22 protein-coding genes and 6 tRNA genes are annotated in these 25628 nt (G+C 64.4%); 19 read left to right on the top strand and 9 right to left on the bottom strand.

The window, feature by feature from the left end; translation table 11 throughout:
- The first annotated feature begins 42 nt into the window (after positions 1-42).
- The 7 genes from clpP (at position 43) to NC595_RS13010 (ending at position 7505) form a co-directional block, all read left to right on the top strand.
- The gene (clpP, locus tag NC595_RS12980; protein WP_017461160.1) at positions 43-666 is read left to right on the top strand and encodes an ATP-dependent Clp endopeptidase proteolytic subunit ClpP; all 624 of its coding nucleotides are present in this window, start codon (positions 43-45) and stop codon (positions 664-666) included.
- Positions 667-771: 105 nt separating this feature from the next.
- Entirely contained in the window at positions 772-2064 is a 1293-nt protein-coding gene (clpX, locus tag NC595_RS12985) for an ATP-dependent Clp protease ATP-binding subunit ClpX (RefSeq protein WP_253567113.1), read from the top strand.
- Positions 2065-2219: 155 nt separating this feature from the next.
- The gene (gene lon / locus NC595_RS12990; protein ID WP_253568320.1) at positions 2220-4718 is read left to right on the top strand and encodes an endopeptidase La; all 2499 of its coding nucleotides are present in this window, start codon (positions 2220-2222) and stop codon (positions 4716-4718) included.
- A 343-nt stretch (positions 4719-5061) separates the two neighbouring features.
- A complete protein-coding gene (locus tag NC595_RS12995) occupies positions 5062-5334 on the top strand; it encodes an HU family DNA-binding protein (RefSeq protein ID WP_017461157.1) in 273 nt (90 codons plus the stop codon).
- A 20-nt stretch (positions 5335-5354) separates the two neighbouring features.
- Positions 5355-5429: transfer RNA gene (locus NC595_RS13000), tRNA-Val, on the top strand.
- Positions 5430-5439: 10 nt separating this feature from the next.
- Positions 5440-5516: transfer RNA gene (locus NC595_RS13005), tRNA-Asp, on the top strand.
- Positions 5517-5600: 84 nt separating this feature from the next.
- Positions 5601-7505 carry a SurA N-terminal domain-containing protein gene (locus NC595_RS13010; RefSeq protein ID WP_253567116.1) on the top strand — a complete coding sequence of 635 codons (1905 nt, stop codon included), beginning with the start codon at positions 5601-5603 and terminating at the stop codon, positions 7503-7505.
- 78 nt (positions 7506-7583) lie between these two features.
- Here the strand turns inward: NC595_RS13010 and NC595_RS13015 are convergent, their stop codons facing one another.
- Complete coding sequence (locus tag NC595_RS13015) at positions 7584-8699, bottom strand: LysM peptidoglycan-binding domain-containing protein (RefSeq protein WP_343214908.1); 1116 nt, start codon at positions 8697-8699, stop codon at positions 7584-7586.
- A 47-nt stretch (positions 8700-8746) separates the two neighbouring features.
- Entirely contained in the window at positions 8747-9514 is a 768-nt protein-coding gene (gene gloB, locus NC595_RS13020) for a hydroxyacylglutathione hydrolase (RefSeq protein ID WP_253567118.1), read from the bottom strand.
- Positions 9515-9698: 184 nt separating this feature from the next.
- Here gloB and NC595_RS13025 point away from each other — a divergent pair, with 184 nt between their 5' ends.
- From NC595_RS13025 to dnaQ, 3 genes are read left to right on the top strand one after another with little or no spacing between them, the layout of a single operon-like run.
- Positions 9699-10379: a methyltransferase domain-containing protein gene (locus NC595_RS13025; RefSeq protein ID WP_253567119.1), complete on the top strand. Its 681-nt coding sequence runs from the start codon at positions 9699-9701 to the stop codon at positions 10377-10379.
- 29 nt (positions 10380-10408) lie between these two features.
- Positions 10409-10852 (top strand): ribonuclease HI, encoded by a 444-nt coding sequence (gene rnhA, locus NC595_RS13030; RefSeq protein ID WP_253567121.1) that lies wholly within the window; start codon positions 10409-10411, stop codon positions 10850-10852.
- Positions 10849-11568 carry a DNA polymerase III subunit epsilon gene (dnaQ, locus tag NC595_RS13035; protein ID WP_253567123.1) on the top strand — a complete coding sequence of 240 codons (720 nt, stop codon included), beginning with the start codon at positions 10849-10851 and terminating at the stop codon, positions 11566-11568. The genes rnhA and dnaQ overlap by 4 nt, the downstream gene beginning before the upstream one ends.
- A 5-nt stretch (positions 11569-11573) precedes the next feature.
- Here the strand turns inward: dnaQ and NC595_RS13040 are convergent, their stop codons facing one another.
- Positions 11574-12275 carry a PP2C family protein-serine/threonine phosphatase gene (locus NC595_RS13040; RefSeq protein WP_253567125.1) on the bottom strand — a complete coding sequence of 234 codons (702 nt, stop codon included), beginning with the start codon at positions 12273-12275 and terminating at the stop codon, positions 11574-11576.
- Positions 12276-12386: 111 nt separating this feature from the next.
- Between NC595_RS13040 and NC595_RS13045 the strand changes: the two genes are divergently transcribed.
- Positions 12387-12476, top strand: a tRNA-Ser gene (locus NC595_RS13045).
- Between the two features lie 54 nt (positions 12477-12530).
- Here NC595_RS13045 and NC595_RS13050 read toward each other — a convergent pair.
- Positions 12531-13283, bottom strand: coding sequence for a TetR/AcrR family transcriptional regulator (locus NC595_RS13050; RefSeq protein WP_253567126.1), 753 nt, complete (start codon positions 13281-13283; stop codon positions 12531-12533).
- A 181-nt stretch (positions 13284-13464) separates the two neighbouring features.
- Positions 13465-15837, bottom strand: a complete 2373-nt coding sequence (gene ppsA, locus NC595_RS13055) for a phosphoenolpyruvate synthase (protein ID WP_253567128.1) — start codon at positions 15835-15837, stop codon at positions 13465-13467.
- A gap of 225 nt (positions 15838-16062) precedes the next feature.
- On the opposite strand from ppsA, the gene ppsR reads away from it, so the two are divergent.
- Both ppsR and NC595_RS13065 read left to right on the top strand, forming a co-directional pair.
- Positions 16063-16878 (top strand): posphoenolpyruvate synthetase regulatory kinase/phosphorylase PpsR, encoded by an 816-nt coding sequence (gene ppsR / locus NC595_RS13060; protein WP_063670678.1) that lies wholly within the window; start codon positions 16063-16065, stop codon positions 16876-16878.
- 25 nt (positions 16879-16903) lie between these two features.
- On the top strand, positions 16904-17386 hold the full coding sequence (locus tag NC595_RS13065) for a DUF1249 domain-containing protein (protein WP_253567129.1): 483 nt from the start codon (positions 16904-16906) through the stop codon (positions 17384-17386).
- Positions 17387-17449: 63 nt separating this feature from the next.
- Here NC595_RS13065 and NC595_RS13070 read toward each other — a convergent pair.
- The 3 genes from NC595_RS13070 to NC595_RS13080 form a co-directional block, all read right to left on the bottom strand.
- Positions 17450-17526: transfer RNA gene (locus NC595_RS13070), tRNA-Asp, on the bottom strand.
- 54 nt (positions 17527-17580) lie between these two features.
- Positions 17581-17656, bottom strand: a tRNA-Glu gene (locus NC595_RS13075).
- An 8-nt stretch (positions 17657-17664) separates the two neighbouring features.
- A tRNA-Ala gene (locus tag NC595_RS13080) sits at positions 17665-17740 on the bottom strand.
- Between the two features lie 157 nt (positions 17741-17897).
- Between NC595_RS13080 and NC595_RS13085 the strand changes: the two genes are divergently transcribed.
- From NC595_RS13085 to NC595_RS13105, 5 genes are all read left to right on the top strand, one after another.
- A complete protein-coding gene (locus tag NC595_RS13085; protein ID WP_253567130.1) occupies positions 17898-19640 on the top strand; it encodes a cation:proton antiporter in 1743 nt (580 codons plus the stop codon).
- A gap of 169 nt (positions 19641-19809) precedes the next feature.
- The gene (locus NC595_RS13090) at positions 19810-20577 is read left to right on the top strand and encodes an FKBP-type peptidyl-prolyl cis-trans isomerase (protein WP_253567131.1); all 768 of its coding nucleotides are present in this window, start codon (positions 19810-19812) and stop codon (positions 20575-20577) included.
- 125 nt (positions 20578-20702) lie between these two features.
- Complete coding sequence (locus NC595_RS13095; RefSeq protein WP_253567132.1) at positions 20703-22043, top strand: UDP-glucose dehydrogenase family protein; 1341 nt, start codon at positions 20703-20705, stop codon at positions 22041-22043.
- Positions 22044-22048: 5 nt separating this feature from the next.
- Entirely contained in the window at positions 22049-22273 is a 225-nt protein-coding gene (locus NC595_RS13100) for a SlyX family protein (RefSeq protein WP_253567133.1), read from the top strand.
- 24 nt (positions 22274-22297) lie between these two features.
- Entirely contained in the window at positions 22298-22846 is a 549-nt protein-coding gene (locus NC595_RS13105) for a DUF2058 domain-containing protein (protein ID WP_253567135.1), read from the top strand.
- Positions 22847-22889: 43 nt separating this feature from the next.
- Here NC595_RS13105 and NC595_RS13110 read toward each other — a convergent pair whose 3' ends face one another.
- Positions 22890-24959: a 3-hydroxyacyl-CoA dehydrogenase NAD-binding domain-containing protein gene (locus NC595_RS13110; RefSeq protein WP_253568324.1), complete on the bottom strand. Its 2070-nt coding sequence runs from the start codon at positions 24957-24959 to the stop codon at positions 22890-22892.
- Positions 24960-25120: 161 nt separating this feature from the next.
- Between NC595_RS13110 and NC595_RS13115 the strand changes: the two genes are divergently transcribed.
- Complete coding sequence (locus tag NC595_RS13115) at positions 25121-25615, top strand: hypothetical protein (protein WP_063670690.1); 495 nt, start codon at positions 25121-25123, stop codon at positions 25613-25615.
- Positions 25616-25628 lie beyond the last annotated feature (13 nt).

The following is a 25628-nucleotide window of genomic DNA, read 5'->3' on the forward strand; positions in this document are numbered from 1 at the left end:
TTCTCGGGCAGTACGTTCAGGCCAACGGCTGGAGAGATGACCATGGATCCAATTACGAACCTCAACCTGGTGCCCATGGTCGTCGAGCAGACGGCTCGTGGCGAGCGCTCCTACGACATCTACTCGCGTCTGCTGAAGGAGCGGGTGATCTTCCTGGTCGGCGAGGTGAACGATCACGTCGCGAACCTGTTGGTCGCGCAGATGTTGTTCCTGGAGTCGGAGAACCCGGAGAAGGACATCCACCTGTACATCAACAGTCCCGGTGGCGTGGTCACCGCCGGACTGGCGATCTACGACACGATGCAATTCATCAAACCCGACGTGAGCACCATGTGCGTCGGCCAGGCCTGCAGTGCGGCCTCGCTGTTGCTGATGGCCGGGGCCAAGGGCAAGCGTTACTCGTTGCCGAACTCTCGGGTGATGATCCACCAGCCCTCCGGTGGCGCCCGGGGCCAGGCCACTGACATCGAGATCCAGGCGCAGGAGATTCTGTATCTCCGTCGGCGTCTGAACCAGATCTACGTCGACCATACCGGCCAGCCGCTGGAGAAGATCGAGCGCGATATGGAGCGCGACCGCTTTATGAGCGCCGAGGCGGCGAAGGAATATGGTCTGATCGACGCCGTTCTCGACCGCCGGGCGGTCGATACCGTCAAGTCGGCCTGATCCGGCTTCAAACTCAGGTCTCCAGAGGGCTCCGCGCCTCGATTCAGGCGCGGAGCCCTGTGCTATTCTCGGGCCGAAAACTGATTCAAAGGCAGGATCACTAGCATGAGCGACGAGCGGCAGGGGCGTTCCACCGACAGCGGCAAGATTCTTTACTGCTCCTTCTGCGGCAAGAGCCAGCATGAAGTGCGCAAGCTGATCGCCGGCCCGTCCGTGTTCATTTGCGATGAATGCGTGGAACTTTGCAACGACATCATCCGCGAGGAGTTGGAGGAGAAGGCCGCCTCCGGGCGTACGCACCTTCCCAAGCCCCGCGAGATCATGGAGGCGCTCGATCAGTACGTGGTCGGGCAGACTCGCGCAAAGAAGGCGCTTGCGGTGGCCGTCTACAACCACTACAAGCGCATGGAATCGCGCCAGAAGGGCGATGAGGTCGAGCTTGGCAAGTCCAATATCCTGCTGATCGGTCCGACCGGCTCGGGCAAAACCCTGCTGGCCGAGACGCTTGCCCGCCTCCTCAACGTTCCGTTCACTATCGCCGACGCCACGACCCTGACCGAAGCCGGCTACGTGGGTGAGGATGTCGAGAACATCATCCAGAAGCTGCTCCAAAAGTGCGATTACGACGTCGAGAAGGCGCAGTCGGGCATCGTTTACATCGACGAGATCGACAAGATCTCGCGCAAGAGCGAAAACCCGTCGATCACCCGGGACGTCTCGGGCGAGGGGGTGCAGCAGGCGCTGCTGAAGCTGATCGAGGGCACGCTGGCATCGGTGCCGCCGCAGGGCGGCCGCAAGCACCCGCAGCAGGAATTCCTGCAGGTCGACACCAAGAACATTCTGTTCATCTGCGGTGGCGCATTCGCGGGCCTGGAGAAGGTGATCCAGCAGCGTTCGGAGACCACCGGTATCGGCTTTTCCGCTGAAGTCCGCTCGAAGGAGCGGACGTCCAACTTGGGCAAGGTGCTTGCCGACGTGGAGCCGGCTGATCTGGTGCGGTTCGGTCTGATCCCGGAGTTCGTTGGTCGCCTGCCCGTGATTGCCACGCTGGACGAACTGGACGAGGCGGCGCTGGTCAAGATTCTCACCGAGCCGAAGAACGCGGTGACCAAGCAGTTCCGCAAGCTGTTCGAGATGGAAGGCGCAGAGCTCGAATTTCGCCCGGAGGCGCTGCAGGCGATCGCCCGCAAGGCGCTCAAGCGCAAGACGGGCGCGCGTGGATTGCGCACCATTCTGGAACAGGTGTTGCTCGATACCATGTACGAGCTTCCCTCGCTCGATCACGTCAGCAAGGTCGTGGTCGACGATGCCGTGATCGAGGGGCAGGCCGAGCCCTATCTCATCTACCGGGGCAACCTGCAGCAGCGGGCGGTTGGAGAGGGCGGCGACGCCGCCTGACCGTACCTGACGGTTGCCTGCGCGAGCCCGGCCTATCGCCGGGCTTTCTTTTTTTCGAGCATCGTCACGGGCTTGTGCCCGGGGAATCCCGCCTCCACTTGACGACTCAGAGTCCCCGGCGCAGTGTCGGGGCGAGCCTTAATCGAGACTGCTCTATGGCAAAGAACGCCTCTACCACCCCGATCACCACGGGAACCCCGGCTTCGCTCGATGCACTGCCGGTGTTGCCGCTTCGTGATGTGGTGGTCTATCCACACATGGTGATTCCGCTGTTTGTCGGTCGCGACAAGTCGATGCGAGCGCTCGAGCGTGCAATGGAGGGCGAGCGCCAGATTCTCCTGGTCGCGCAGAAGAGCCCCGATATCGATGATCCGGAAATCGCCGATCTGCACGAGGTCGGAACGCTCGCGGGCGTACTGCAGTTGCTCAAGCTCCCCGACGGCACGGTCAAGGTGCTGGTGGAGGGCCAGGCGCGCGTAGCGATCGAGCAGTACACCGACGAGGCAGGCATGCTGATGGCTCGTTCGCACGTGATCGAGCCGATCTACAGTTCGAAGGAGCGCGAGCTGGACGTGGTGTCCCGAACGCTGGTTTCCCTGTTCGAACAGCTGGTCAAGCAGAGCCGCAAGCTGCCGCCGGAGGTGCTGGCGACGCTGTCGGGTATTGAGGACCCGTCACGCTTGGCGGACTCCATCGCTGCGCATCTCACCGTGCGCATGGCGGACAAGCAGAAGGTGCTCGAGACGGCGGACGTCGGCCAGCGCCTCGAATTGCTGATCGGCCTGGTCGATGGCGAAATGGACCTGCAGCAGGTCGAGAAGCGCATCCGCGGGCGCGTCAAGTCTCAGATGGAGAAGAGCCAGCGTGAGTACTACCTCAACGAGCAGATGAAGGCGATCCAGAAAGAGCTGGGCGAGGGTGAGGAGGGGCCAAACGAGGTCGAGGAACTGCAGCGTCGGATCGACTCGGCGGGTATGCCCAAGGCCGTGCTGGCCAAGGCCAGACAGGAGTTCTCCAAGCTCAGGCAGATGTCGCCGATGTCTGCCGAAGCCACCGTGGTTCGCAATTACCTCGACTGGTTGCTGGGCGTGCCCTGGAAGAAGCGCTCCAAGGTGCGCAAGGACCTGCAGCTTGCGCAGGAAGTACTCGATGCGGACCACTTCGGCCTGGAAAAGGTCAAGGAACGCATCCTTGAGTACCTGGCCGTGCAGCAGCGCGTCAACACCATGAAGGGCCCGATCCTCTGCCTGGTTGGCCCGCCCGGCGTGGGCAAGACCTCGCTCGGGCAATCGATCGCCAAGGCGACCAACCGCAAGTTCGTTCGCATGAGTCTCGGCGGAGTGCGCGACGAGGCCGAGATTCGCGGCCATCGCCGGACCTATATCGGTTCGATGCCGGGACGCATCGTGCAGAACCTCAACAAGGTGGGCAGCAAGAATCCGCTGTTTGTGCTCGACGAGATCGACAAGATGTCGATGGATTTCCGTGGCGACCCTTCGTCGGCGCTGCTGGAGGTGCTGGACCCGGAACAGAACAACGCTTTCAATGACCATTACCTGGAGGTCGATCTGGATCTCTCGGAGGTCATGTGGATTGCCACCGCCAACTCGTTGAACATCCCCGGTCCGCTGCTGGACCGCATGGAAGTCATCCGTATTCCGGGCTACACAGAGGATGAGAAGCTGGCGATCGCTCAGCGCTACCTACTGCCTAAGCAGCTCAGGGCGAATGGCCTCAAGGAGGGCGAGCTGACCATCGAGGAAGAGGCGTTGCGCGATGCTGTTCGCTACTACACGCGCGAGTCCGGCGTGCGCAATCTCGAACGCGAGGTGTCCAAGATCTGCCGTAAGGTGGTGAAGGAGCTCACGCTCGGCGAGGTGAAGGGGGCGAAGAAGGGTAAGGCGACCCCTGCGGCCAAGGTCAAGGCCAAGCGCAAGCCCGCTGGTGTGGTCGTATCGAGTGAGAACCTCGAACATTATCTGGGCGTGCGCCGGTTCGATTTCGGCCGCAAGGAGCAGCAGAACGAGGTCGGTTTGGTGACCGGGCTGGCCTGGACCCAGGTGGGCGGTGACCTGCTGAGCATCGAGGCATCGATCGTTCCAGGCAAAGGCAAGCTTGTGCACACTGGGCAGCTCGGTGACGTAATGAAGGAATCGATCCAGGCGGCGTTGTCAGTAGTGCGGGCTCGGGCCGAGACGCTGGGTATCGACCCGGATTTCCATCAGAAGCTGGATATGCATATCCATGTGCCTGAGGGGGCGACGCCGAAGGACGGGCCCAGCGCCGGTATCGCGATGTGTACTGCCCTGGTATCGGCGCTGACCAAGGTGCCGGTCCGCTCGGAAGTGGCCATGACGGGCGAGATTACCCTGCGTGGGCGCGTGCTACCGATCGGTGGTCTCAAGGAAAAGCTGCTGGCGGCCCATCGGGGCGGCATCACGACGGTGATCATCCCCGAGGAAAACCAGAAAGACCTGGCGGATATTCCGGCAAACATCACCCGCTCGCTGGAGATCCACCCGGTGCGTTGGATCGATCAGGTACTGGACATCGCGCTGGAGCGCCCCTTGCAGCCGACTGCCGCCGGCGGCGAGATCGCCAAGGTCGAGGTGAAGGGCGACGACTCAGCGACAGGCACCTCGCGGACGCACTGAATTCGTCATCGTTCCAATCAGGAGGCGCCCGGTTCGATCGGGCGCTTTTTTGTTTTGCGAAGCAAGAAAGGTGCCCCTCCGGAGCTATGTTTCCGGTCTCCTGTCAAGCATTCAAAGTGTCTTGGCGAATACCTCCCGGATCGCCCGGAACCCTTGCTGCAACTTGTATTGCGGAGTTGCGCGAGCCACTGGTATAAAGGCGTACCGCAATCCTCGCGCCTTCATTTTTCGCGCAGTGATGCGGGGTAGCGGACGGCGCCAATGCGGAGCCAACCATCCATGTCGGCGTTGTCTCAGTCCCAACTGACCACGCGGGCCGCAAACCGTTTAAGGGAGTGTCTCAATGAACAAAACCGATCTGATCAATGCGATTGCCGACAAGGCCGAGCTGACCAAGGCCGACGCCGGCCGCGCTCTCGAAGCTTTCTTCGAAACCGTGCAGAAGGCCCTCAAGAAGGGTGACGACGTCTCCGTCGTTGGCTTCGGTACCTTCACCGTTCGCAAGCGCGCTGCTCGCACCGGTCGCAATCCGCGCACCAACGAGACGATCAAGATCAAGGCTTCGAAGGTCCCGGCGTTCAAGGCTGGCAAGACCCTGAAGGATGCCCTAAACTAAGCGGCTAGCTGCTTGGTTTCGGGTGCTTAGCTCAGCGGTAGAGCGTCGCCCTTACAAGGCGAGGGTCGTAGGTTCGATCCCTACAGCACCCACCAGAAAACATGCGGAGCGGTAGTTCAGTCGGTTAGAATGCTGGCCTGTCACGCCGGAGGTCGCGGGTTCGAGTCCCGTCCGCTCCGCCAGAGTTAGCAAGGGCGCCCGCGTGGCGCCCTTGTCATTTGAGCACCGCGCCTCGCGCGCCGAACACGATCCTCGGGAACATCTCCATGCTGCAGGCTCTGCGTAACAAGATGCACGGATGGCCGTCCATCGTCATTCTGGGTGTCGCTGTCTTTGCCATGTCGTTCTTTGGCATCGAGTCCTACTTCATGTCGCGCAACGACACGTTTGTCGCGAAGGTGGGCAAGCAGGAAATCAGCCAGCAGCAGTTCCAGAATCGCCTGAACCAGGCCCGGCAGACGGCCAGCCAGCAGCAGGGCGACAACTTCGACGGGAGCATCTTCGAGCAGCCGGCAACCAAGCTGGCGATCCTGAACCAGCTTATCGACGAGAAGCTGCTTGAACAGGCAAACAGCGATCTCGGCATCGTGGTTCCAAGCCAGGCGCTGCGTGATTTCATCTCGGCGATTCCGGCGTTCCAGCTTGATGGAAAATTCGATGCGACCACCTATCGCACCGTGCTGTCGATGCAGGGCAAAACCCCGGAGATGTTCCAGGGCGAGGTGCAGGCATCGCTGGAGCCGTCATTGATTCCCGATGCGATCACGGCCGGTACGATCGTCACTGCGGCCGACGTGGATCGCTTCATCAATCTGCGCCTGCAGCGGCGAGATGTCCGTTACGCCCAGTTGCCTCAGCCGAAGATCGACGACGCGCCGGTGACCAGCGCCCAGGCCCAGGCGTACTACGACCAGCACAAGGACCAGTTCGGCATCCCCGAGCAGGTCTCCTTGCAGTACATCGAGGTCAACGAGGCGGATCTGAAGCCAGCGGCCACGCCTTCGGACGACGACCTGCGCAAGCGCTACCAGGATGAAAAAGCGAAGTTCGTGCAGCCCGAGCAGCGGCTGGTCTCGCACATCCTGGTCAATGTTCCGAAGAATGCCACGCCGGACCAGCAGAAGGCGGCTCTGGCCAAGGCAAAGAAGATCGCTGCGGAGGCCACACCCGCCGATTTCGCCAAGCTTGCGCAGCAGGATTCGGATGACCTCGGCTCGAAGCGCCAGGGCGGTGATCTCGGTTGGCTGGAGAAGGGCGTGACCACGCCTGCGTTTGACGAAGCCATGTTCAAGATGCAGAAGGGCCAGATCTCGCAGCCGGTGCTGTCTGACGAGGGCTACCACATCATCTGGCTGCGCGATGTGCGCAGCGGAGTCGCCAAGCCATTCGAGCAAGTGCGGGACGAGTTGCTCAAGGAGGCGGAGGCCGGCTCCAAGGATCGCGTCTACAACGACCTGGCTGGCAAGCTCACCGACAAGACCTATCAGAGCCCATCCTCGCTGGAACCGGCGGCGCAGGAGCTGGGCCTGAAGATCCAGTCGACCCCGCTGTTCTCGCGGGCAGGGGGGCCGGGTATCGCAGCCGATCCGAAGGTACTCAAGGCTGCTTTCAGCGACGATGTCCTGGCCCAGGGCAACAACTCCAATCTGATCGAGCTCGGTACCGGGCATGCCGTGGTGATTCGTGTCGACAAGCATGTGGCCGCATCCACCAAGCCGCTGGCCGAAGTCGAGGATGCCGTTCGTCAGAAGGTGATCGCGCAGCGCGAGTCCGCGGCGGCGAAGAAGCAGGCGGATGCTCTGCTCGCACGTCTCGAGAAGGGGGAGTCGCTCGATACGGTGGCGGACTCAGTGGGTGCGAAAGTCCAGAAGGTCGACGGCGTCATGCGGGCCCAGCCGAGCCTGTTGCCCGCGCTGGAGAAGAAGGCGTTCCTGATACCGCGTCCGCAGTCGGGCAAGCCCGAGTACACCGAAGTCGAGCTGGACGACGGCAGTTTTGCCCTGCTCGCCCTGGACAAGGTGGAGGGGGCGGACATGAGCAAGATCCGCCCTGAGGAGCGCGAGATGCTGCGCGGCCAGATGGTCAAGGCCTACGGCGCGGAGGCGACACAGGAGTTCATCGGTCAGCTCAGGTCCCGAACTGAAATCACCATCTTCAAGGACCGGCTCTAATCCCTTGAGGGGAGCTTGAACCGGAAAAGCAGAAGCGGCCTCTTGGCCGCTTCTTTTTTTTGGCGACGGATTTCGAAGCTAGTTGCCGGTTGGCTCCAGGCGAAGCGTCTGTCCTGGATGGATCCGGTTGCCGTGCAGCGCATTCCACTGCGCCAGCTGTCGTACCGATAGGCCGTACTTGTGTGCGATCTCCCAGAGGCTCTCTCCCCTGCGGACAGTGTGTTCCATCGGATGCAGCGGAGGAGGGGCATCTGCCGCGGCGCCCGCTTTGCGCATGGCATCGACGAATTGGTCGACGCGATTGCCCGGCAGCATCAGTGAACTGGCATGTGCCGGATCGATGCGGTTGTCGAGAAATCCGGCGTTGTAACGGCGCAATGCGTCCACCGACATGCCGGCATGCGCGGCGGCTGTGCTGACCGTCATCGGGTGTTCGACGGGCACTGCCACCAGGTGCTCGTCCTCGGGAAGTGTCGGTAGTTTGACCTCAAATCGCGCAGGCTCCCGGACCACGCAGGCGATGGCGAGCAGCTTGATCAGATGCTCCCGGGTGACCCGCCTGACCGGCAGCTGCGGGATTACCGGGCTGGGTGATGGCATGCCGTGGGCGGCCACGAGCCTCCGCACCGAGAACTCCCCGGCGTTGAATGCGTAATCGACCAAGCGCCAGTCGCCGAACTGTTGGTAGTAGCGATGCAGCATGGTCATGACGGCTTCGGTGGATGCTTCGACGTCCATGCGTCCGTCGAAATGGCGGCTGACCCTCAGTCCGAGCGTGCCCGCCGTCGCCGGTACGATCTGCCACATTCCGCCAGGTTGTCCGCCGTGTCCGTGCACTGGGCGATAGCGGCTTTCCACCCACGGCAACAGCACGAACTCGCCAGCGACATCGTGCTTGGCGGCAATGGACTGAATGAAGCGCAGCCGCGGCAGGGAAGACTGCAGGTGATGCTCGAAACCTGCCCTGTTCGCGGTGAAGCGTCTGGCCCAATGTTCGATGGCCGGGTCGCCATCGCAGTCGTCCATGGCGAAGCTGGCCCGGAGAGCTGTCCACAGGTCGGCAGGTTGCTGCTGGTCTTCCGGTGGTGCCTGCGCGGCAGAGGGCGGCGTGGCATCAGCGCTCGGGACCGGTGGCCGCACGGCTGGACGTTTTGGCGGCGCGGGAGGGATGACCGCACAGGAGGCCAGCAGCATAGTTGCCAGCGGGACGAGCCGGCGGACGCGTCTTTCCAATGATGGCCTCATCCCCGGAAATGGTCCTTGGCCTGTCGCAGGGCGGCGAAGCGCCCGACGCGGTCGCTTGCTGCCGCGCCGTTCCGCTCGCCCCAGCGCACCAGGGCCGGACGATCGATTCGAAGGAAGGGGTTGGTCTCCAGCTCTCGTGCCAGCGGCACCGGCAGGGTGGGCAGAGACAGGCCGCGAAGCCTGGCTACCTCGGCGAGTCGTTCGGCCAGATCGGGATTCTCCGGGTCCACCTCGAGGGCAAAGCGCCCATTCGATGCCGTGTACTCATGCGCACAGCAGACCTGGGTGACTCCGGGCAGCGCAGACAGGCGGTCGAGCGAAGCAAGCATCTGCTCCGGACTGCCCTCGAACAGCCGCCCACAACCGAGGCTGAAAAGCGTGTCGCCGCAGAAGAGCCAGCCCGCACCGACATAGGCGATGTGGCTCAGGGTGTGCCCGGGAACCGCAAGTACCTCCAGACGAAGATCCGGCCCGCACAGTTCCACCACGTCGCCATCGGCGACTCGCTGGTTGACATGATCGATTCGTGGGTCGTTCGGCGCATGGATCTCCACCGGATGGGACTGCTGCAATCGCGCCACTCCGCCAATATGGTCCGGGTGGTGGTGGGTCAGCAGGATGGCGCGCAGCGCGAGGCCATGCTCTGCCAGGGCCTTTTCCACCACGTCGGCGTCACCGGGGTCGACCACCGCTGCGCGTCCCTGGTCGTCATGCATCAGCCAGATGTAGTTGTCGGCCAGGGCCGGTAGCGCCATCAGATGCAAAGCTGTCTCCAGGCAGGGCGTATGTGCTCTCCGAAGCGGATGGCAGCAAGGCCGGGCCGCCGACTATAGCCTCGGAGCGGAGGGGCGCTCGTTAGTCGGGCGTTAACTCCTGCTCGTCGCGTGCAGCTGCCGGTCAGGGCGGTCAACCGCTACACTGCGACCGATAAGTCCACAGGTGTATCGCATGTCCGCTGCCTTCCCTGACATCTATGCCAGCGCGCCGTTGCGGCGCCTGCTGGACGATGAGGTGCGCGGACTGACTCCCGACCTGCAACGTTGTCGGGGCGATCACGGCCTGTTGGTGTCGGCCATCGAACAGGATCAGCTGCCGGCTGTGCCGATGTTGTCCTGCTGGACCCGGCTCGCCGTGGCTGGAACGCGTTACAGCGGCGATATCGCCGGGCGTAGCGACGAATCGTTGCCTTTTCTGGATGATGCGTTCGAGCTGGTTGTCCTCAGGCATGCGTTGGAAGCTGCTACGGCGCCGATGGCCCTGCTGGACGAGTCGCTGCGGGTCCTGGCACCGGGGGGAATGATCGCCGTCAGCGGGCTTCATCCCCTCAGCCTGTGGCTGCCCTGGCTCGCTTGGCGGACGCGTCGGCAGGCCCTGCGCCTCCACATGCCGTTGCAGCTAGGTGAGTGGTTGCGGCGACGTGACATGCAGGTGGAATGCGTGCGGCGACTGGGGCCTGTATGGCCGCTGGCCGATGCCGCGGCCGGCCTCGGCGATGCCTTGGGCGGAGGGTACGTCCTGATGGCCCGCAAGCGTCGGCGGGTAGCCGCGCCATTGCGGTTGGTGCCGCGGCCGATTCGCGCGCCGGTCGATGGGCGACTGGCTCCCGGTGCCCGGCGGAACATCGCCTGAGCAACCCGAGAAAAAAAAGAGGAAACGTTTTGACGCAAGTGGAAGCATTCACCGATGGCGCCTGCCTCGGGAACCCGGGGCCGGGTGGCTGGGCGGCGCTGCTGCGCGCCAAGGGCAAGGAGCGCATGCTTGCCGACGGCGAGCCGGACACCACCAACAACCGGATGGAGCTGATGGCTGCGATCGCCGCGCTGGAGGCTCTGAGCCGGCCCTGTATCGTCGACCTGACCACCGATTCGCGCTACGTCATGCAGGGCATCGAGCAGTGGGTGCCGAAGTGGCGCGCCAATGGTTGGCGTACCGCTGATCGCAAGCCGGTCAAGAACCAGGATCTCTGGGTACGTCTGTCCGATGCTGCGGCCCGCCATACGGTTCGCTGGCACTGGGTGCGCGGGCACAACGGGCATGCAGAGAACGAGCGTGTCGACGAAGCAGCGCGGGAGCAGGCCGAGCAGCACAGGAGGCGCGCATGAGGCAGGTCGTGCTGGATACCGAGACAACTGGCCTCGAGGTGCGTCAAGGACACCGGCTGATCGAGATCGCCTGCCTGGAGATGGTGGAGCGTCGACTGACCGGGCGCCGTTACCAGACCTATCTGAATCCGGATCGCGCGATAGACGAGGGCGCGCGTCAGGTCACCGGCATCGAGGATGACTTCCTGCTGGACAAGCCGCGGTTCGCCGACGTGGTCGGGGAGTTCCTGGCCTTCATCGAAGGCGCCGAACTGATCATCCACAACGCCGCGTTCGACCTGGCCTTCCTGAATGCCGAGCTGGCACGACTCCCCGGCGATCCGGGGACGATCGGTGATCGATGTTCCGTGCTCGACACCCTGGCGATGGCGCGCGAGCGCTATCCCGGCCAGCGCAACAGCCTGGATGCCTTGTGCAAACGTCTCGGTGTGGACAATTCCGCCCGCGAACTCCATGGCGGCCTGATCGACTGCCAGTTGCTGGCAGACGTCTATATCGCCATGACCTCGGGTCAGGTTGCGCTCGATCTCGGCTTCGAGAAAGCGTCCGAGGAACAGCAGACCGTCGTCGTGGCGCCAGTGGTGCTTTCGCGTCGCCCGCGGATACTGCGGGCCGGGCCCGAGGAGTTGGCTGCGCACGAAAAACGGCTGGATGGCCTGGACAAGAGCGCCGGGGGAACCAGCCTATGGCGCCGCGAAGCCGCCGCTACCGTCTGACCCAGTCAGCGCAAGCGGATGAGGATCGCGGTGAGGTTGTCGTTGCCGCCCGCATCGAGACCGGCCAACAGCAGATGATCCACGCACTCCTGCGCGGCCAGGTCGCTTCGTTGAACCAGACCGGCCAGGGATGCCGTGTCGACGCCATCGGTCAGGCCGTCGGTGCATAGCAGGAAGGCGTGGCCAGGGCACTGCTGACCGCCGGCGACTCCTATGTGCAATTGCCCGGCGGCGGTGATCCCCAGCGCCTGGGTCAGCACGTTGCGCTGCGGGTGTCGCGCTGCAAGCTCCGGATCGAGCCGGCCAGTGCTGACCAGTTCCTGCACCAGCGAGTGGTCGTGACTGATCAAGCGGAACGCCCCGGCCGACTGGTAGATGCGGCTGTCGCCGACCCAGGCCACGTCATAGGCTTCATCGTGCAGGTGGAGGGCAGCCAGCGTCGTTCCCATGGGTAGCGTGTCGCGACGTCGATAAGCGTGTTGTTCCAGCTGTTCCGCCGCGAGCCGGACCGCGTCGTGCAGCGGCTGCCCGAGGCGGATCTGCTCGACCACCGCATCGCGGGCGAGCGCGGCCGCAACCTCACCGTGCTGGTGCCCACCCATCCCATCGGCAACAAGGAACAGCCCGAGGTCGGGATCGGCGTAGTAGGTGTCCTCGTTGCGCGTGCGGCGCAGGCCGACGTGGGTTCCGTGTCCGAATTCGATCATGGGGGCGGGTGGTGGCTGACCGGCGCAGCATGCCGGATGCATCCCCAGTTGTCACGGCGCTCATGCCTGCGTATCATTACTGGCTCACGCCAACCACCGCGTGCCCCTTTCGGAGAGGTGGCAGAGTGGTCGAATGTACCTGACTCGAAATCAGGCGTACGTGTAAGCGTACCGTGGGTTCGAATCCCACCCTCTCCGCCAATTGAAAGGCCCCGCAGCGATGCGGGGCTTTTTCATTTGGGCTCAATCGAAGCGTCACACCTCCGCAGGGGCGGCCGGAGGCGTGTGTTTGCGATCGCTCGCGATTGATCGAGCCTGGCTCAGCTGCTGCAGCCGGTGGATCTTTCCCACCTGCGCCGGGGTGCCCAGTGGTGCGGTGAGGGCCGGAGACACCAGGGCCACCAGGCGGGCGAGCAGCTCGGTGTCGGGGATCGGCTGGCCCATGCTCAGCTCGGCGACGAGCTCGTCCATGTCATCGGTCGCCAGCACTCCGGAGAGCGATTTGAGCGCGAAATGCAGCCGCAGGCCCAGTTCGCTGCGGGGCACGTGGGGCAGGGCGCGTGCGAATGCATCGAAAAAGCGTCCGAAGATCGGCCGGTAGTGCTGCTGAAGGTGATCGCGGATGAACGGTGAGGCGTCGCTGTAGACCCTGCCGAGCAGCCTCAGGAAAGCCGGGCCGGCGTCGGGGTCCCTCCCCAGTTGCATGGCCGGAACGAAGAGGACCCCGAGGATGGTCTCGCAATCCGGTACCTGCCCGGCAGCCTCGCAGGCGTCGAGCAGTCGCAGGCGCTCCTCATTGAGCCGGTCGAGCCGCTGGGAGAGCAGCTCGCGCAGCATGGTGTCCTTGTTGCCGAAGTGGTAGTTCACGGCCGCCAGATTGGTGCCGGCATGCGCAGTGATCTGCCGCATCGAGAGGCCCTCGTAGCCCCGATCGATGAAGAGGTGTTCTGCGGCGTCCAGCAGTCGCCGCCGGGTCTCTGCCGCCTGGTTTCCCCCGGTAGTGCGCATGTTGAGCCCCTGTGCCCAGATGGATCGTGCCCCCGACGCGCGTGCGTCAAACGCGCGTATGACGCTAGTGGGCGAGCCTGACAGGCTGCAAGCTGCACTGCACGACGTCGCGGTCATGACCGCGACGGAAAAGGAAAAGGGCGGGGTTGCCCCCGCCCTGTTTCCAGTGCCCTGGATCGGATCAGCCCTGCTTCTTCTTCGCCAGTCGCAACCAGGTGTCGACCACGGTGTCGGGATTGAGCGACACCGATTCGATGCCCTGTTCCATCAGCCATTCGGCCAGGTCCGGATGATCGCTCGGGCCCTGGCCGCAGATGCCGATGTACTTGCCCTTGGCACGGGCCGTCTGGATGGCCATGGCGAGCAGCTTCTTCACCGCCGGGTCGCGCTCGTCGAACAGGCTGGCGACGATGGACGAATCGCGGTCCAGGCCCAGGGTGAGCTGGGTCAGGTCGTTGGAGCCGATCGAGAAGCCGTCGAAGATGTCCAGGAACTCGTCGGCCAGCAGGGCGTTGGAGGGCACTTCGCACATCATGATGACCTTCAGGCCGTGCTCGCCCTGCTTGAGGCCATTGGCGGCCAGCACATCGATTACCTTGCGACCCTCGCCCAGGGTGCGTACGAACGGGATCATCACCCAGACGTTGTCCAGGCCCATCGTCTCGCGCACGTGCTTGACCGCCTTGCACTCCAGCCCGAAGGATTCGGCGAAACTCGGATCGACGTAGCGGCTGGCGCCGCGGAAGCCGATCATCGGGTTTTCTTCATGCGGTTCGTAGCGTGAACCGCCGATCAGGCCGGCGTACTCGTTGGACTTGAAGTCGGACAGCCGCACGATCACCGGCTTCGGATACACCGAGGCGGCGATGGTGGCGATGCCTTCGCCCAGTCGGTCGACGTAGAACGACACCGGGTCGGCGTAGCCGGCCATCCGTTCGTCGATCTTTGCCTTGGTGTCGGCGTCCTGCCTGCTGTATTCCAGCAGGGCTTTCGGATGCACGCCGATGTGGCTGGCGATGATCATTTCCAGCCGCGCCAGGCCGATGCCGGCGTTCGGCAGCATCCCGAAGTCGAACGCGCGCTCGGGGTTGGCCACATTCATCATGATCTTGAGCGGTGCCTCTGGCATCGCGCCCAGATCGGCCGTGATGCGCTCGAACGGCAGCTTGCCCTCGTAGATCGTGCCGGTGTCGCCCTCGGCACAAGACACGGTGACCTCGGTGCCGTCGGGAATCGACTGCAGCGCGTTGCCGGTGCCCACCACCGCCGGCACGCCCAGTTCGCGGGCAATGATCGCCGCGTGGCAGGTGCGGCCGCCGCGGTTGGTGACGATGGCCGCAGCGCGCTTCATGATCGGCTCCCAGTCGGGGTCGGTCATGTCGGCCACCAGCACGTCGCCCGGCTGGAATTCATTCATCTGCGCCAGCGACTTCACCACTCGGGCCCTGCCGGCGCCGATCTTCTGGCCGATCGCACGCCCCTCGGCCAGCACCTTGCCCTTGCCGTGCAGCTGGAAGCGTTCGAGCTGGGTGGCGTGGGCGCGCGACTTCACCGTTTCCGGACGGGCCTGCACGATGTAGAGCTTGCCGGTGTGGCCGTCCTTCGCCCATTCGATGTCCATCGGGCGGCCGTAGTGCTGTTCGATCACCAGGGCCTGCTTGGCCAGTTCCTGCACGTCTGCGTCGGTCACGCAGAAGCGGTTACGCAGTTCGGCCGGGGTTTCCTCGATCCGCACGCGCTCGCCAGGCTGGTCCGAGTACACCATGCGCTGCTGCTTGGCGCCGAGGCTGCGGCGGAGCAGGGCGGGCTTGCCGGCCTTGAGCGTGGGTTTGAAGACGTAGAACTCGTCCGGGTTCACCGCACCCTGCACGACCATCTCGCCCAGGCCGTAGGAGCCGGTGACGAAGACCACGTCGCGGAAGCCCGACTCGGTATCCAGGGTGAACAGCACACCGGAGGCGCCCACGTCCGAACGCACCATCAACTGCACGCCGGCGGACAGGAAAACGTCCTCATGGGCAAAGCCCTGGTGCACGCGGTAGGCGATCGCGCGGTCGTTGTACAGCGAGGCGAAAACTTCCTTGACCTTGTGCAGCACGTCCTCGATGCCGACCACGTTGAGGAAGGTCTCCTGCTGGCCGGCGAACGAGGCGTCCGGCAGGTCCTCGGCGGTGGCCGAGGAGCGCACGGCCACGGCGATGTCGTTGCTGCCGGCATCCGCGCACAGCTTGGCGTAGGCGTCGCGGATGGCCTGGTCGAGCTCCGCCGGCAGTGGCGTCTCGGTGACCCATTCGCGAATTTCCTTGCCGGCCCGGGTGAGTGCCTCGACGTCTTCCACATCCAGACCTTCCAGGCGTGCGCGGATGCGCGAGGCGACGCCGCTCTTGTCCAGGTATTGCTGGAAGGCGTCCGCCGTGGTGGCGAAACCGCCCGGCACCGACACACCCAGTTTGCTGAGGTTGCCGATCATCTCGCCCAGCGAGGCATTCTTGCCACCGACCTTGCCCAGGTCGGTCATGCGAAGCTGGTCAAGCCAAAGCACCAGGTCGTTCAAGGTGGATCTCCTCGGAACTCAAGTGGGGTAGTTCGGTGCGACCAGCCGAGAGCGGGTCACAAAGAACTGGTATTGTCCGCTGCGGATGGTGCATGGCACAAGAAGACCAATGCAATCCGTCGCCGCTCCACCTGCATACCAGTCAGCCAAGGATCAAGACACACAGCGCCTCACGCATGCGATAACGTGAGCCACCGCCCTATACAGCCACTTTCGGATCGAATCATGCAGCGGACTGTTTTCTTCATTTCCGATTCAACTGGTATTACTGCCGAGACAATCGGCAACAGCATCCTGGCGCAATTCGAGGGGACGGCCTTCGACAAGCATCGCCTGCCGTTCGTGGACGACGCGAAAAAGGCCGAGGCGGCCGCGCTGCGCATCAAGACCCGATACGCGCAGACGGGACAGCGACCGATCGTGGTCAACACCATGGCAGACCGCACCTTGTGCGATATCGTCGCGACCAGCGGAGCGCTGATGCTGGATGTGTTTGCGCCATTCATTGGTCCACTGGAGGTGGAATTGGGGGCGAAGCGGTCCGGGGCGGTGAACCGCTCGCACGGCCTGGTCGACTTCGACAAGTACGAGGCGCGCATCAATGCGACCAACTACGCGCTCACCCACGACGATGGCATCGATGTGGACTATGCCCAGGCCGATCTGATCCTGGTGGGTGTATCCCGCTCGGGCAAGACGCCGACCTGTCTCTACATGGCCTTGCATTATGGAGTTAGTGCCGCCAACTATCCGCTCACGGACGACGACCTGGACAAGCTGGAGCTACCAGTCCGCTTGCGTCCCTACAAGGACCGCCTGTTCGGCCTCACCATCGACCCCCAGCGTCTGGCGCAGATTCGCGAGCAGCGCCGCGCCAACAGTCGTTATGCCACGATCGAGCAGTGCCGCTGGGAGTTGGCGCAGGCGGAGAAGCTCATGCGTCGCGAGGCCATTCCCAGCCTCAACACCACGCATGTTTCGATCGAAGAAATCGCCAGCAAGATCTTCGAGCGTTTCGGCATCGAGCGCACCATGTTCTGAGTTTCCAGAGGAGCTTTCCGGCTGTATGAGCGTTGTCCTGGATCGACGTACCGCGCTGCTTCCCGGGCGCTTCGAGTTCCTCATGGGGCTGTATGCCGAGAACTATCATCGGCTTGCACGGCTGTTTGCTCCCCAGGAGCTCTCTCCCGGACGCTACGTGTCGAGCATCGACGATGGTCTGGATGTGCACCTGCAGGTGCTGGAACGCCATCCTTACACACTCGAGCTGGAACTGACCTACGACCTGGTCGACGAGCAGACCGGGCTGCGCACGCCGTCAGCGCAGCTGCGGGTATACACGGATGCGCACGTGGCCGAGGCGCTGCACTGTCATCCCGGACGGCACCTATGGCAGGTGCTCGGTCCGTTTCCGCCAGCGCGCACGGTGCTGCAGCACCGGCTGCGGATGAATGGGTTCCTGACCCGCTGGCTGGAATACCTGGCCGAGCAGGGGCATTCGCTGGGCACGCTGGAGTGCGAGCGGGAGCCGCCGGCCCCGGTGGGGTGAGCGAGGGCGCGCCGCGCGAATCGCGGGCAACAAAAAACCCGCGCAAGGCGGGCTTCTCGTAAGTGGCGGAGCGGACGGGACTCGAACCCGCGACCTCCGGCGTGACAGGCCAGCATTCTAACCGACTGAACTACCGCTCCACGTTTTGCTACAGCTAACCTTCCATCGCTTTCGCGAATCGGCGGGTTCCAACTTGGCGTCCCCACGGGGATTCGAACCCCGGTCGCCACCGTGAAAGGGTGGTGTCCTAGGCCTCTAGACGATGGGGACAAATAAGTTGGTGGAGCCAGGCGGGATCGAACCGCCGACCTCCTGCATGCCATGCAGGCGCTCTCCCAGCTGAGCTATGGCCCCGCCGCTGGAAGCCCGAAAGAATAGGCAGGGTTCGCGATTCCGTCAAGCGAAATTTTCAAAAATTTTCACTCGGCTTGCGTGGAGCGTTTCAGCATTCATCGCATCCGTTTGTCGGCTCCAGCAACTAAGCTGGAGGCAGGCTCTTGTGGGACCGCGCATGCACGAGATCGGCTTCATCCGCGACTTGGCGATCGTGATGATCGTGGCTGGTGCCACGACCATCGTGTTCCACCGTCTGCGCCAGCCGGTGCTGCTCGGGTACATCCTTGCCGGTGTGCTGATAGGCCCCCACACCCCGGGCGTGCTGGTGGCCGATCCCCGCACCATCGACGACATCTCCAATCTCGGCGTCGTGCTGCTGATGTTTACCCTTGGCCTCGAGTTCAGCATCCGCAAGCTGCGTGAGGTGGGTCTTGGCATTCTGCTCGTCGCCGTGGCCGAGGTCGGGGTGATGCTCTGGATCGGCTACGGTCTGGGCGAGGCATTTGGCTGGCATGGCACCGATGCCTTGTTCCTGGGCGGCATCGTGGCGCTGTCGTCCACGATGGTGGCGACACGGACCCTCGCCGAGGGGGGGCTGGGCGATCGCCCGTTTGCGCGCCTAGTCGTCGGTTTGCTGGTCGCCGAGGACATGCTGACCATCGTATTGCTGACCATGCTCACCGCCGTGGCGATCGGCGGTTCAGTGGAGGCGTCGACGGCGTTCACGCTGATCGGCCATCTCGGACTCTTCGTCGTGGCGGGGATGATCGTCGGCCTGCTGCTGGTGCCGCGGCTGGTCGATTACGTGGCTGGCTTCGGCCGGTCCGAAGTGTTGCTGGTCAGCACCCTTGGTTTGTGCTTCGGGGCGAGCCTGTTTGCTGCCTGGATGGGGTTTTCGGTGGCACTCGGCGCATTCCTCATGGGCGCAGTGGTGGCCGAGGCGCGCAGTGCGGGCCAGGTAATGCGCCTGATCGAGCCGCTACGCGACATGTTCGCTGCGCTGTTCTTCGTGGCGATCGGCTTGAAGATCGATCCGGTCATGCTGGCGCAATATGCGCTGCCGGCTCTGCTGATCGCCTCCGTGGTGATGGTGGGCAAGACAGTGGCCTGCAGTCTTGGCGTGTTCGTGATTGGCCATGACCCGCGTACCGCGGTGCGCACGGGGGTCAGCATGGCCCAGATCGGCGAATTTTCCTTCGTGATCGCGACGCTGGGCCTGTCGCTGGGAGCAGTCAGCGACTTCATCTACCCGGTCGCGGTGGCCGTTTCGGTGATCTGCATGGCGCTGTCGCCATACCTGGTCCGCTCGGCCGATGGGTTGGTCGATGGCCTGCGCCGTGTCGCGCCATCGTCCCTCAGCCTGCTGGCCACCAGCTATAGCGGCTGGCTCGAAAACCTGCGGCCGGTCGATGAGAACGCCGCGTTGGCCGCGATGCTGCGACGCCTGCTCGTGCACATCGCGGTGAACGTGATGCTCGTGGTGACGTTGTTCGTGGTGGGGGCCTACGTCAACGCCCACAACTGGGCCTGGTTCTCGCAACTGGGTCTTTCGCGTGACGCCAGGCACGCGGTGATCTGGGCGACTGCGCTGTTCCTGTCGCTGCCGCTGTTGATAGCGGTCTATCGCAAGGCCGAGGCGCTCGGCATGCTGCTTGCCGAGCTGGGTATCCGGGAGCGTCACGCGGGTGCCTACACCCGTGCCATCCGCAGCGTGCTGGCCAGGCTGATTCCCCTGGCCACATTGTTCGCTCTAGCGGTTCTGGTGGGGGCGCTCGGCTCGACCATCCTGCCTCCCCGCGGTATCGCCCTGTCCCTGGCGGCTGCGGGGGTACTTCTGGCGGTGGTGATGTGGCGGGGGCTGGTCAAGGTGCACGCGAGGCTGCAGGCGGCCCTGCGGGACACGATTGCCAAGCAGTGACCCTGGTCACGTCCGCCGCTGGAGGACGAAAGGGAACCTTTCCCGGGGGCGAGGGTCGCAGGCCTCGTGTCGTTGCCAAGCGCTGGCGGCGGCCGCACAATGAACGGCCAGCCTCCGGGTCGGAGGCTTGTCCGGCGCCGCCGGCATATTCCATATGAGGGAGTCTCGAATGAAGCATTTTCTGCGTCCCACGCTCACGGCGGCCGCTCTGGCCGTGGCGCTGGGCATGACCGCCGGCGCCCATGCGCAGGCAGCCAAGTCCTCCGCGGCCGGCAAGGTCGACAAGACCAAGGCCAGCTACGTGGTGGGTTGGGACCTGGCCAGCTCGCTCCCGCCGCTGGTGCGTGACGAAGTCGACCCGGCTACGGTGGCGCGCGCCGTGCAGTCCGCGCTATCCGGTCAGAAGCCGACGATGAGCGAGGACGAGTACAAGCAGGTCAAGCAGGCGTTCATCGCCAACCTGCAGGCCAAGGCGAAGGCCCAGTACGAGAAGGTGGCCGCGCAGAACGAGTCCGAGGGCAAGGCGTTCCTCGCCAAGAACAAGACCAAGCCGGGCGTCAAGACCACCGCCTCCGGCCTGCAGTACGAGGTGATTTCCGCCGGTAGCGGCCCGCGCCCCGGCCCGAACGATACGGTGCAGATCGCCTACACCGGCACGTTCGTGAATGGCGAAAAGTTCGATGCTTCGGCGGATCATCCGGAACCGAAGGGCGGTACCTCCGTGCCGATTCCGTTGGCTGGCGTGATCCCCGGGTTCCGCGAAGGCCTGATGCTCATGCAGACCGGCGCCCACTACAAGCTGTTCATCCCGTCGAGCCTGGCCTACGGCGCGCAGCCGGGCAACGGCTTCCCGCCGAACGAGACGCTGATCTTCGACGTCACGCTCGAGAAGACCGGTCCGACCCCGGCAGGTCAGGCCCAGGGCCCGGGCAACTGATCCAGGTTCTTTTCCCGAGCTGAACTGGAAGAGGGCGCGAAGCGATTCGCGCCCTCTCTCGTTTGCGGCTGCGGCCGCTGGCCGGCTGCTACAATTGGAATTTATCTTCAGGGACGCATGAGGCGATGAAAGTCACCATCTTCGGCACGGGTTACGTAGGTCTGGTCACGGGCGCGTGCCTCGCGGAAATGGGCAACCACGTGGTGTGCGTGGACGTCGATGAAGCGAAGGTGGCGCGCCTGAAGAACGGTGAAATTCCGATCTTCGAGCCCGGACTGGAGCCGATGGTGCTTCGCAATCACGAGGAAGGTCAGCTCGACTTCACGACAGATCCCGCGCCGGCGATCAGGCATGGCGAAGTGATCTTCATCGCGGTGGGTACGCCTCCCGACGAAGACGGCAGTGCCGACCTTCAGTACGTGCTGGCAGTGGCTCGCACGATTGGCCGTCTGCTCGAGCGCTATACGGTGATCGTCAACAAGTCGACCGTGCCGGTGGGGACTGCGGACCGCGTGCGCGCCGCGGTCGCCGAAGAGCTCGCCGGGCGCGGCGTGCAGGTGCCGTTCGATGTGGTCTCCAACCCCGAGTTCCTCAAGGAAGGAGACGCTGTCGAGGACTGCCTCCGGCCGGATCGCATCGTGCTCGGCAGCGACAGCGAAAAGGCGGTCGCGGTGATGCGCAAGCTCTACGCACCTTTCAATCGCAACCACGACCGCACCGTGCTGATGGACGTCCGCTCCGCCGAGCTGACCAAGTACGCGGCCAACGCCATGCTGGCGACCAAGATCAGCTTCATGAACGAGATCGCCAATATCGCCGAGCGGGTGGGAGCGGACGTGGAGTTGGTGCGACAGGGTATCGGATCGGATCCGCGTATCGGCTATCACTTCATCTACCCCGGGGCGGGCTATGGCGGTTCCTGTTTTCCCAAGGATGTCCAGGCACTGGAGCGCACCGCCCGGGCCCACGGCTACGAGGCCCGGCTGCTGGGTGCAGTAGAGCAGGTCAACCGGAGCCAGAAGGAAAAGCTGTTCGAGCTGATCCGCCGTCATTTCGATGGCCAGCTGGCCGGCAAGACCGTGGCACTGTGGGGTTTGGCGTTCAAGCCCAATACCGATGACATGCGCGAGGCATCCAGTCGGCGCCTCATGGAGATGCTCTGGGACGCGGGTGCCCGGGTGCGCGCCTTCGATCCGGAAGCGGCGGACGAAACCCGGCGCATTTACGGCGATCGCAACGACCTGGTGCTGTGCGAGCACCCGTACGAGGCGCTCGAGGGAGCCGACGCGCTGGCGATCGTCACCGAGTGGAAAGCCTTCCGCAGTCCCGATTTTGACCGTATCAAGGCGGCACTGGGCACCCCGGTCATCTTTGATGGGCGCAACCTCTACGCCCCGGCAGCGGTAGAGGAGGCGGGACTTGCCTATTACGGCATTGGCCGCGGCCGCAGCTTGAGCAGGGGCTGATCAGCATGGCCCCGGACCGTCCCGATCTCGAGCAACGGTTGACCGAGCTGGAGGTCAGGCTGACCTTCATCGACGACACGGTGCATGCGCTGGGGACCGCCGAGGCCGAACAGGCGTTGCGGATTGCCGCACTCGAGCGCATCGTGCGCGACCTGCGAACCGAATTGGCCTTGGTACGGGTGGGGGCTGGCAGTGACGCTCAAGACGAGCCGCCGCCGCCGCACTACTGAATCATCACGGAGACGAATCGAAGCATGGGCGACTCCTTGCGCGACCAGTTGCTGAAGAGTGGCATCGTCAAACAGGTCAGGGACGAGCGTCGAACCGCGCCGCCCGGGGCCCGGCCGAAGCCGGCCAAAACCGGTCGGCGCGATGGCGGGCGTCGTGCCGACGGTAGCGAGATCGATCTGGCCAAGGCGTACGCCATTCGGGCGCAGACCGAAGCCGCCGAGCGGCGCAAGGCGGAACAGGAGGCAGCCGAGCGGGCGCGCGTCAAGCGTGAGCGGCGGAACCTGGTTCAGAAGCTGCTCGAAGGGCAGGCGCTGAACAAGCCGGAGGCCGATCAGGCCCGTCACTTCGAGTACGGTGGCAAGATCCGTCGCGTCTACGTGGACGCGGGCCAGTTGCTGGCACTGAACGCGGGCGAGCTGGGGGTGATTCAGTTTGCCGGGCGCTACCTCCTGGTCAGTCGTGCCGTGGCCGATCAGGTGAAGGTGGTTGACCCGGAGGCCTTGGCACTGGTCGTCGACCCGGACGCACCGGATTCGTCCAACGACGGCGTGCCAGACGACCTGGTCTGGTAACGCGGGGCACCGGCGGCAGCGCCTCGGTGCCGGTTCGGGCGGCTCAGCCCGCGTCGAACCTGGGTGACTCGCGCAGCTCGGGCAGGTCCCAGCCGGCCTTTGGCGTAAAGCGGATGCCGTGGACCCTGGCCAGTTTTTCCAGTCGCCCCCTGATCGCCTCGACCCCCTCACCGCGCGCGTAGGTGATCGGGCCGCCGCGGAACGGTGCGAAACCCGTGCCGAAGATAACGCCCGCATCGAGCAGATCCGCGTCGTCGACCACACCCTCGGCAAGACAGGCGACCGCTTCGTTCACCATGGGCAGGATCATGCGATCCTGCAGGTCGGTGGCCGGAGTGTAGTCCGGGTCGACTTCGGGCTTCTTCGGTTTGCCGTCTTCCCAGATGTAGAGGCCGGCCCCGTCTTTCTTGCCGCGCTTCCCGGCTTCGAGGCGATCCTCGATTCCCGGAGGCAGCTCGAGGCCAAGGAACGGGGCCAGCTCCTTGCCTACCGAGGCGCACACATCCAGACCGACCGTGTCGGCCAGCTCGATCGGGCCCATCGGCATGCCGAATTTCTTTGCCTCGCGGTCAAGCACCGGCCCCGGCACGCCCTCGCTGTAAAGACGCAAGGACTCAAGCAGGTAGGGCATGAGAATACGGTTGACCAGGAAGCCCGGCGTGCCCTTCACTGCGACCGGCAGCTTGCCAAGAGCCTTGCAGAAGGCCAGTGCGCGCTTCTCCACGGCCGCGTCGAGCCCCTCGTGCCGCACCACTTCGACCAGCGGCATCTGTGCCACCGGGTTGAAGAAATGCAGACCCAGGAAGCGCTGGGGATGTGCCAGCGAGGTGCTCAGCTCGTCCAGGGGGATGCTCGAGGTGTTGCTGGCCAGGATTTCACTGGCCTGGAACTGCGGCTCGATCACCGCATACAGTGCCCGTTTGGCCTCCGCGTTTTCGAAGATCGCTTCGATCGCCAGATCGGCTTCGGCTACGCCTTTGCCCTCGACATCTGCGCGCAGACGGCGCACGGCAGACTCGATCTTTTCCTGCGTCTTGAGCTTCTTCTCATACAGCTTGCGCGCCCGCTCCAGTGCAGGTTGCACGTATTTCATCTCGCGGTCCTGCAGGGTCACCTGGAAGCCCTTCAGCGCGCACCAGGCGGCGATGTCGCCGCCCATGACGCCCGCGCCCACCACGTGGACATGCGCGATGCCGTGCTCGATGCCGGCTCCCTGATGCTTGAGGCGTTCCTGCAGGAAGAAGATGCGGATCAGGTTGTGCGCCGTTGGTGTATCGGCCAGCTTCGCCACCGAGCGCGCCTCGAGCTTCAGCCGTTGCTGGATCGAGCCGTTGCCACGACGCCAGACCTCGATGAGGGCGAACGGCGCCGGGTAGTGCTCGCGGCGCACCTTGGCGGCGGTCTGCTTGACCACCATCGGAGCCAACGCCTGGCGTACCGGCCACAGGTTGGTCGCCCAGGCCTTCACGCGTCGCGAAAGCGGATGCTGCTGGGGGCGCCGGAGCAGGGCACGCGCTTCAGCCAGGAGCTCGTTCGCCGGTGCGATCCGGTCGACCACTCCGAGCGCCATCGCACGCCTGGCGGACAGCGGCTTGCCGGTGAGCATAACCGGTAAGGCGTCGGTGGCGCCGATCAGGCGGGGCAACCTTGCCGAGCCGCCCCAGCCGGGGTGGATCCCCAGCATCACCTCGGGCAGGCCGATCCTCGTCGAGTCGTCATCGGCGGCGATACGCTGGCGACATGCCAGCACCAGCTCCGTGCCGCCCCCCATGCAGGCTCCATGGATGGCGGCGACCGTCGGACAGGACAGGCGCGCCAACTGCTCGAACACGCGCTGACCGTGCTCGATGTTTTCCCGCACCGTGCCCTGTGCGGCGTAGTTCACGAATTCCCGGATGTCCGCTCCTACGGCGAACCCGGAGGCTTTTGCCGAGTGGATGATCACGCCGGCCGGCTTCTCGATGGCCAGGCGCTCGACGATCTGTTCCAGTTCGTCAAGCACCGCCCGCGAGATGGCGTTGGCGCTGCTGCCAGCCCTGTCCAGCGAGAGTGTGACGACGCCGTTGTCGTCCACGCTGGTTTTCCAGTGAATGAATCGCAATCCTTCGAACATGGGCATGAGGTGCCGAGGGAGGGGAGCCAAACCATACCCTCCCGGACGGTCGATTGCGAGGTTGCCGCAGCCGTTCCGGGGAGCGCCGGCGGCGCCCCGTGCCAACCGCGTCACGCCAGCTATTGCCAATTGCCCGGCAGTGCGCAAACGTACTGCGCTGTATGCAGACCATGATGGCCTCCAGTCCGCCCAAGGCGGGTATCGAGCTCTTCGAGCGCATCCTCTCGGCACCGGGAGGGTTGATTGCGCTCGAGGGCGGGGATATGGCGACCCTGTTGCAGGACTTCCGGGCGATTGCCCGGCATACCGGGCAGGCGGTCTACCTGTGGCAGCCGGACGTCGGCTTGGGCAGCCTGCGTGAGGCACACTCGAAGGTGCCGGGGTGCCAGCGGCTCGGCAATGCGCTGCGCTACATGCAGCAGAGCATGCATTTCGGCGTGTACCTGATATCAGGCATCGAACTTCCCCTCTCCGCGATGGATGCGACCTTGCTGCGCCAGCTGGCCCGTGCTCCCAGCGGACATCTGAGGCGGGTGGTACTGCTCGATCCGCCAGCGGCGCTGGTCGAGCACCTTGGCGAGGCGATCGTGCGGATCGGGGGCGAGGCCGACCAGCCTGTCCGCCCACGGCTGCGCGACGGTCGTTGGGTGGTCTGATTTGGCCGCAGCA

Source organism: Dyella lutea (genome assembly GCF_024158035.1).
Lineage (GTDB): Bacteria > Pseudomonadota > Gammaproteobacteria > Xanthomonadales > Rhodanobacteraceae > Dyella_A > Dyella_A lutea.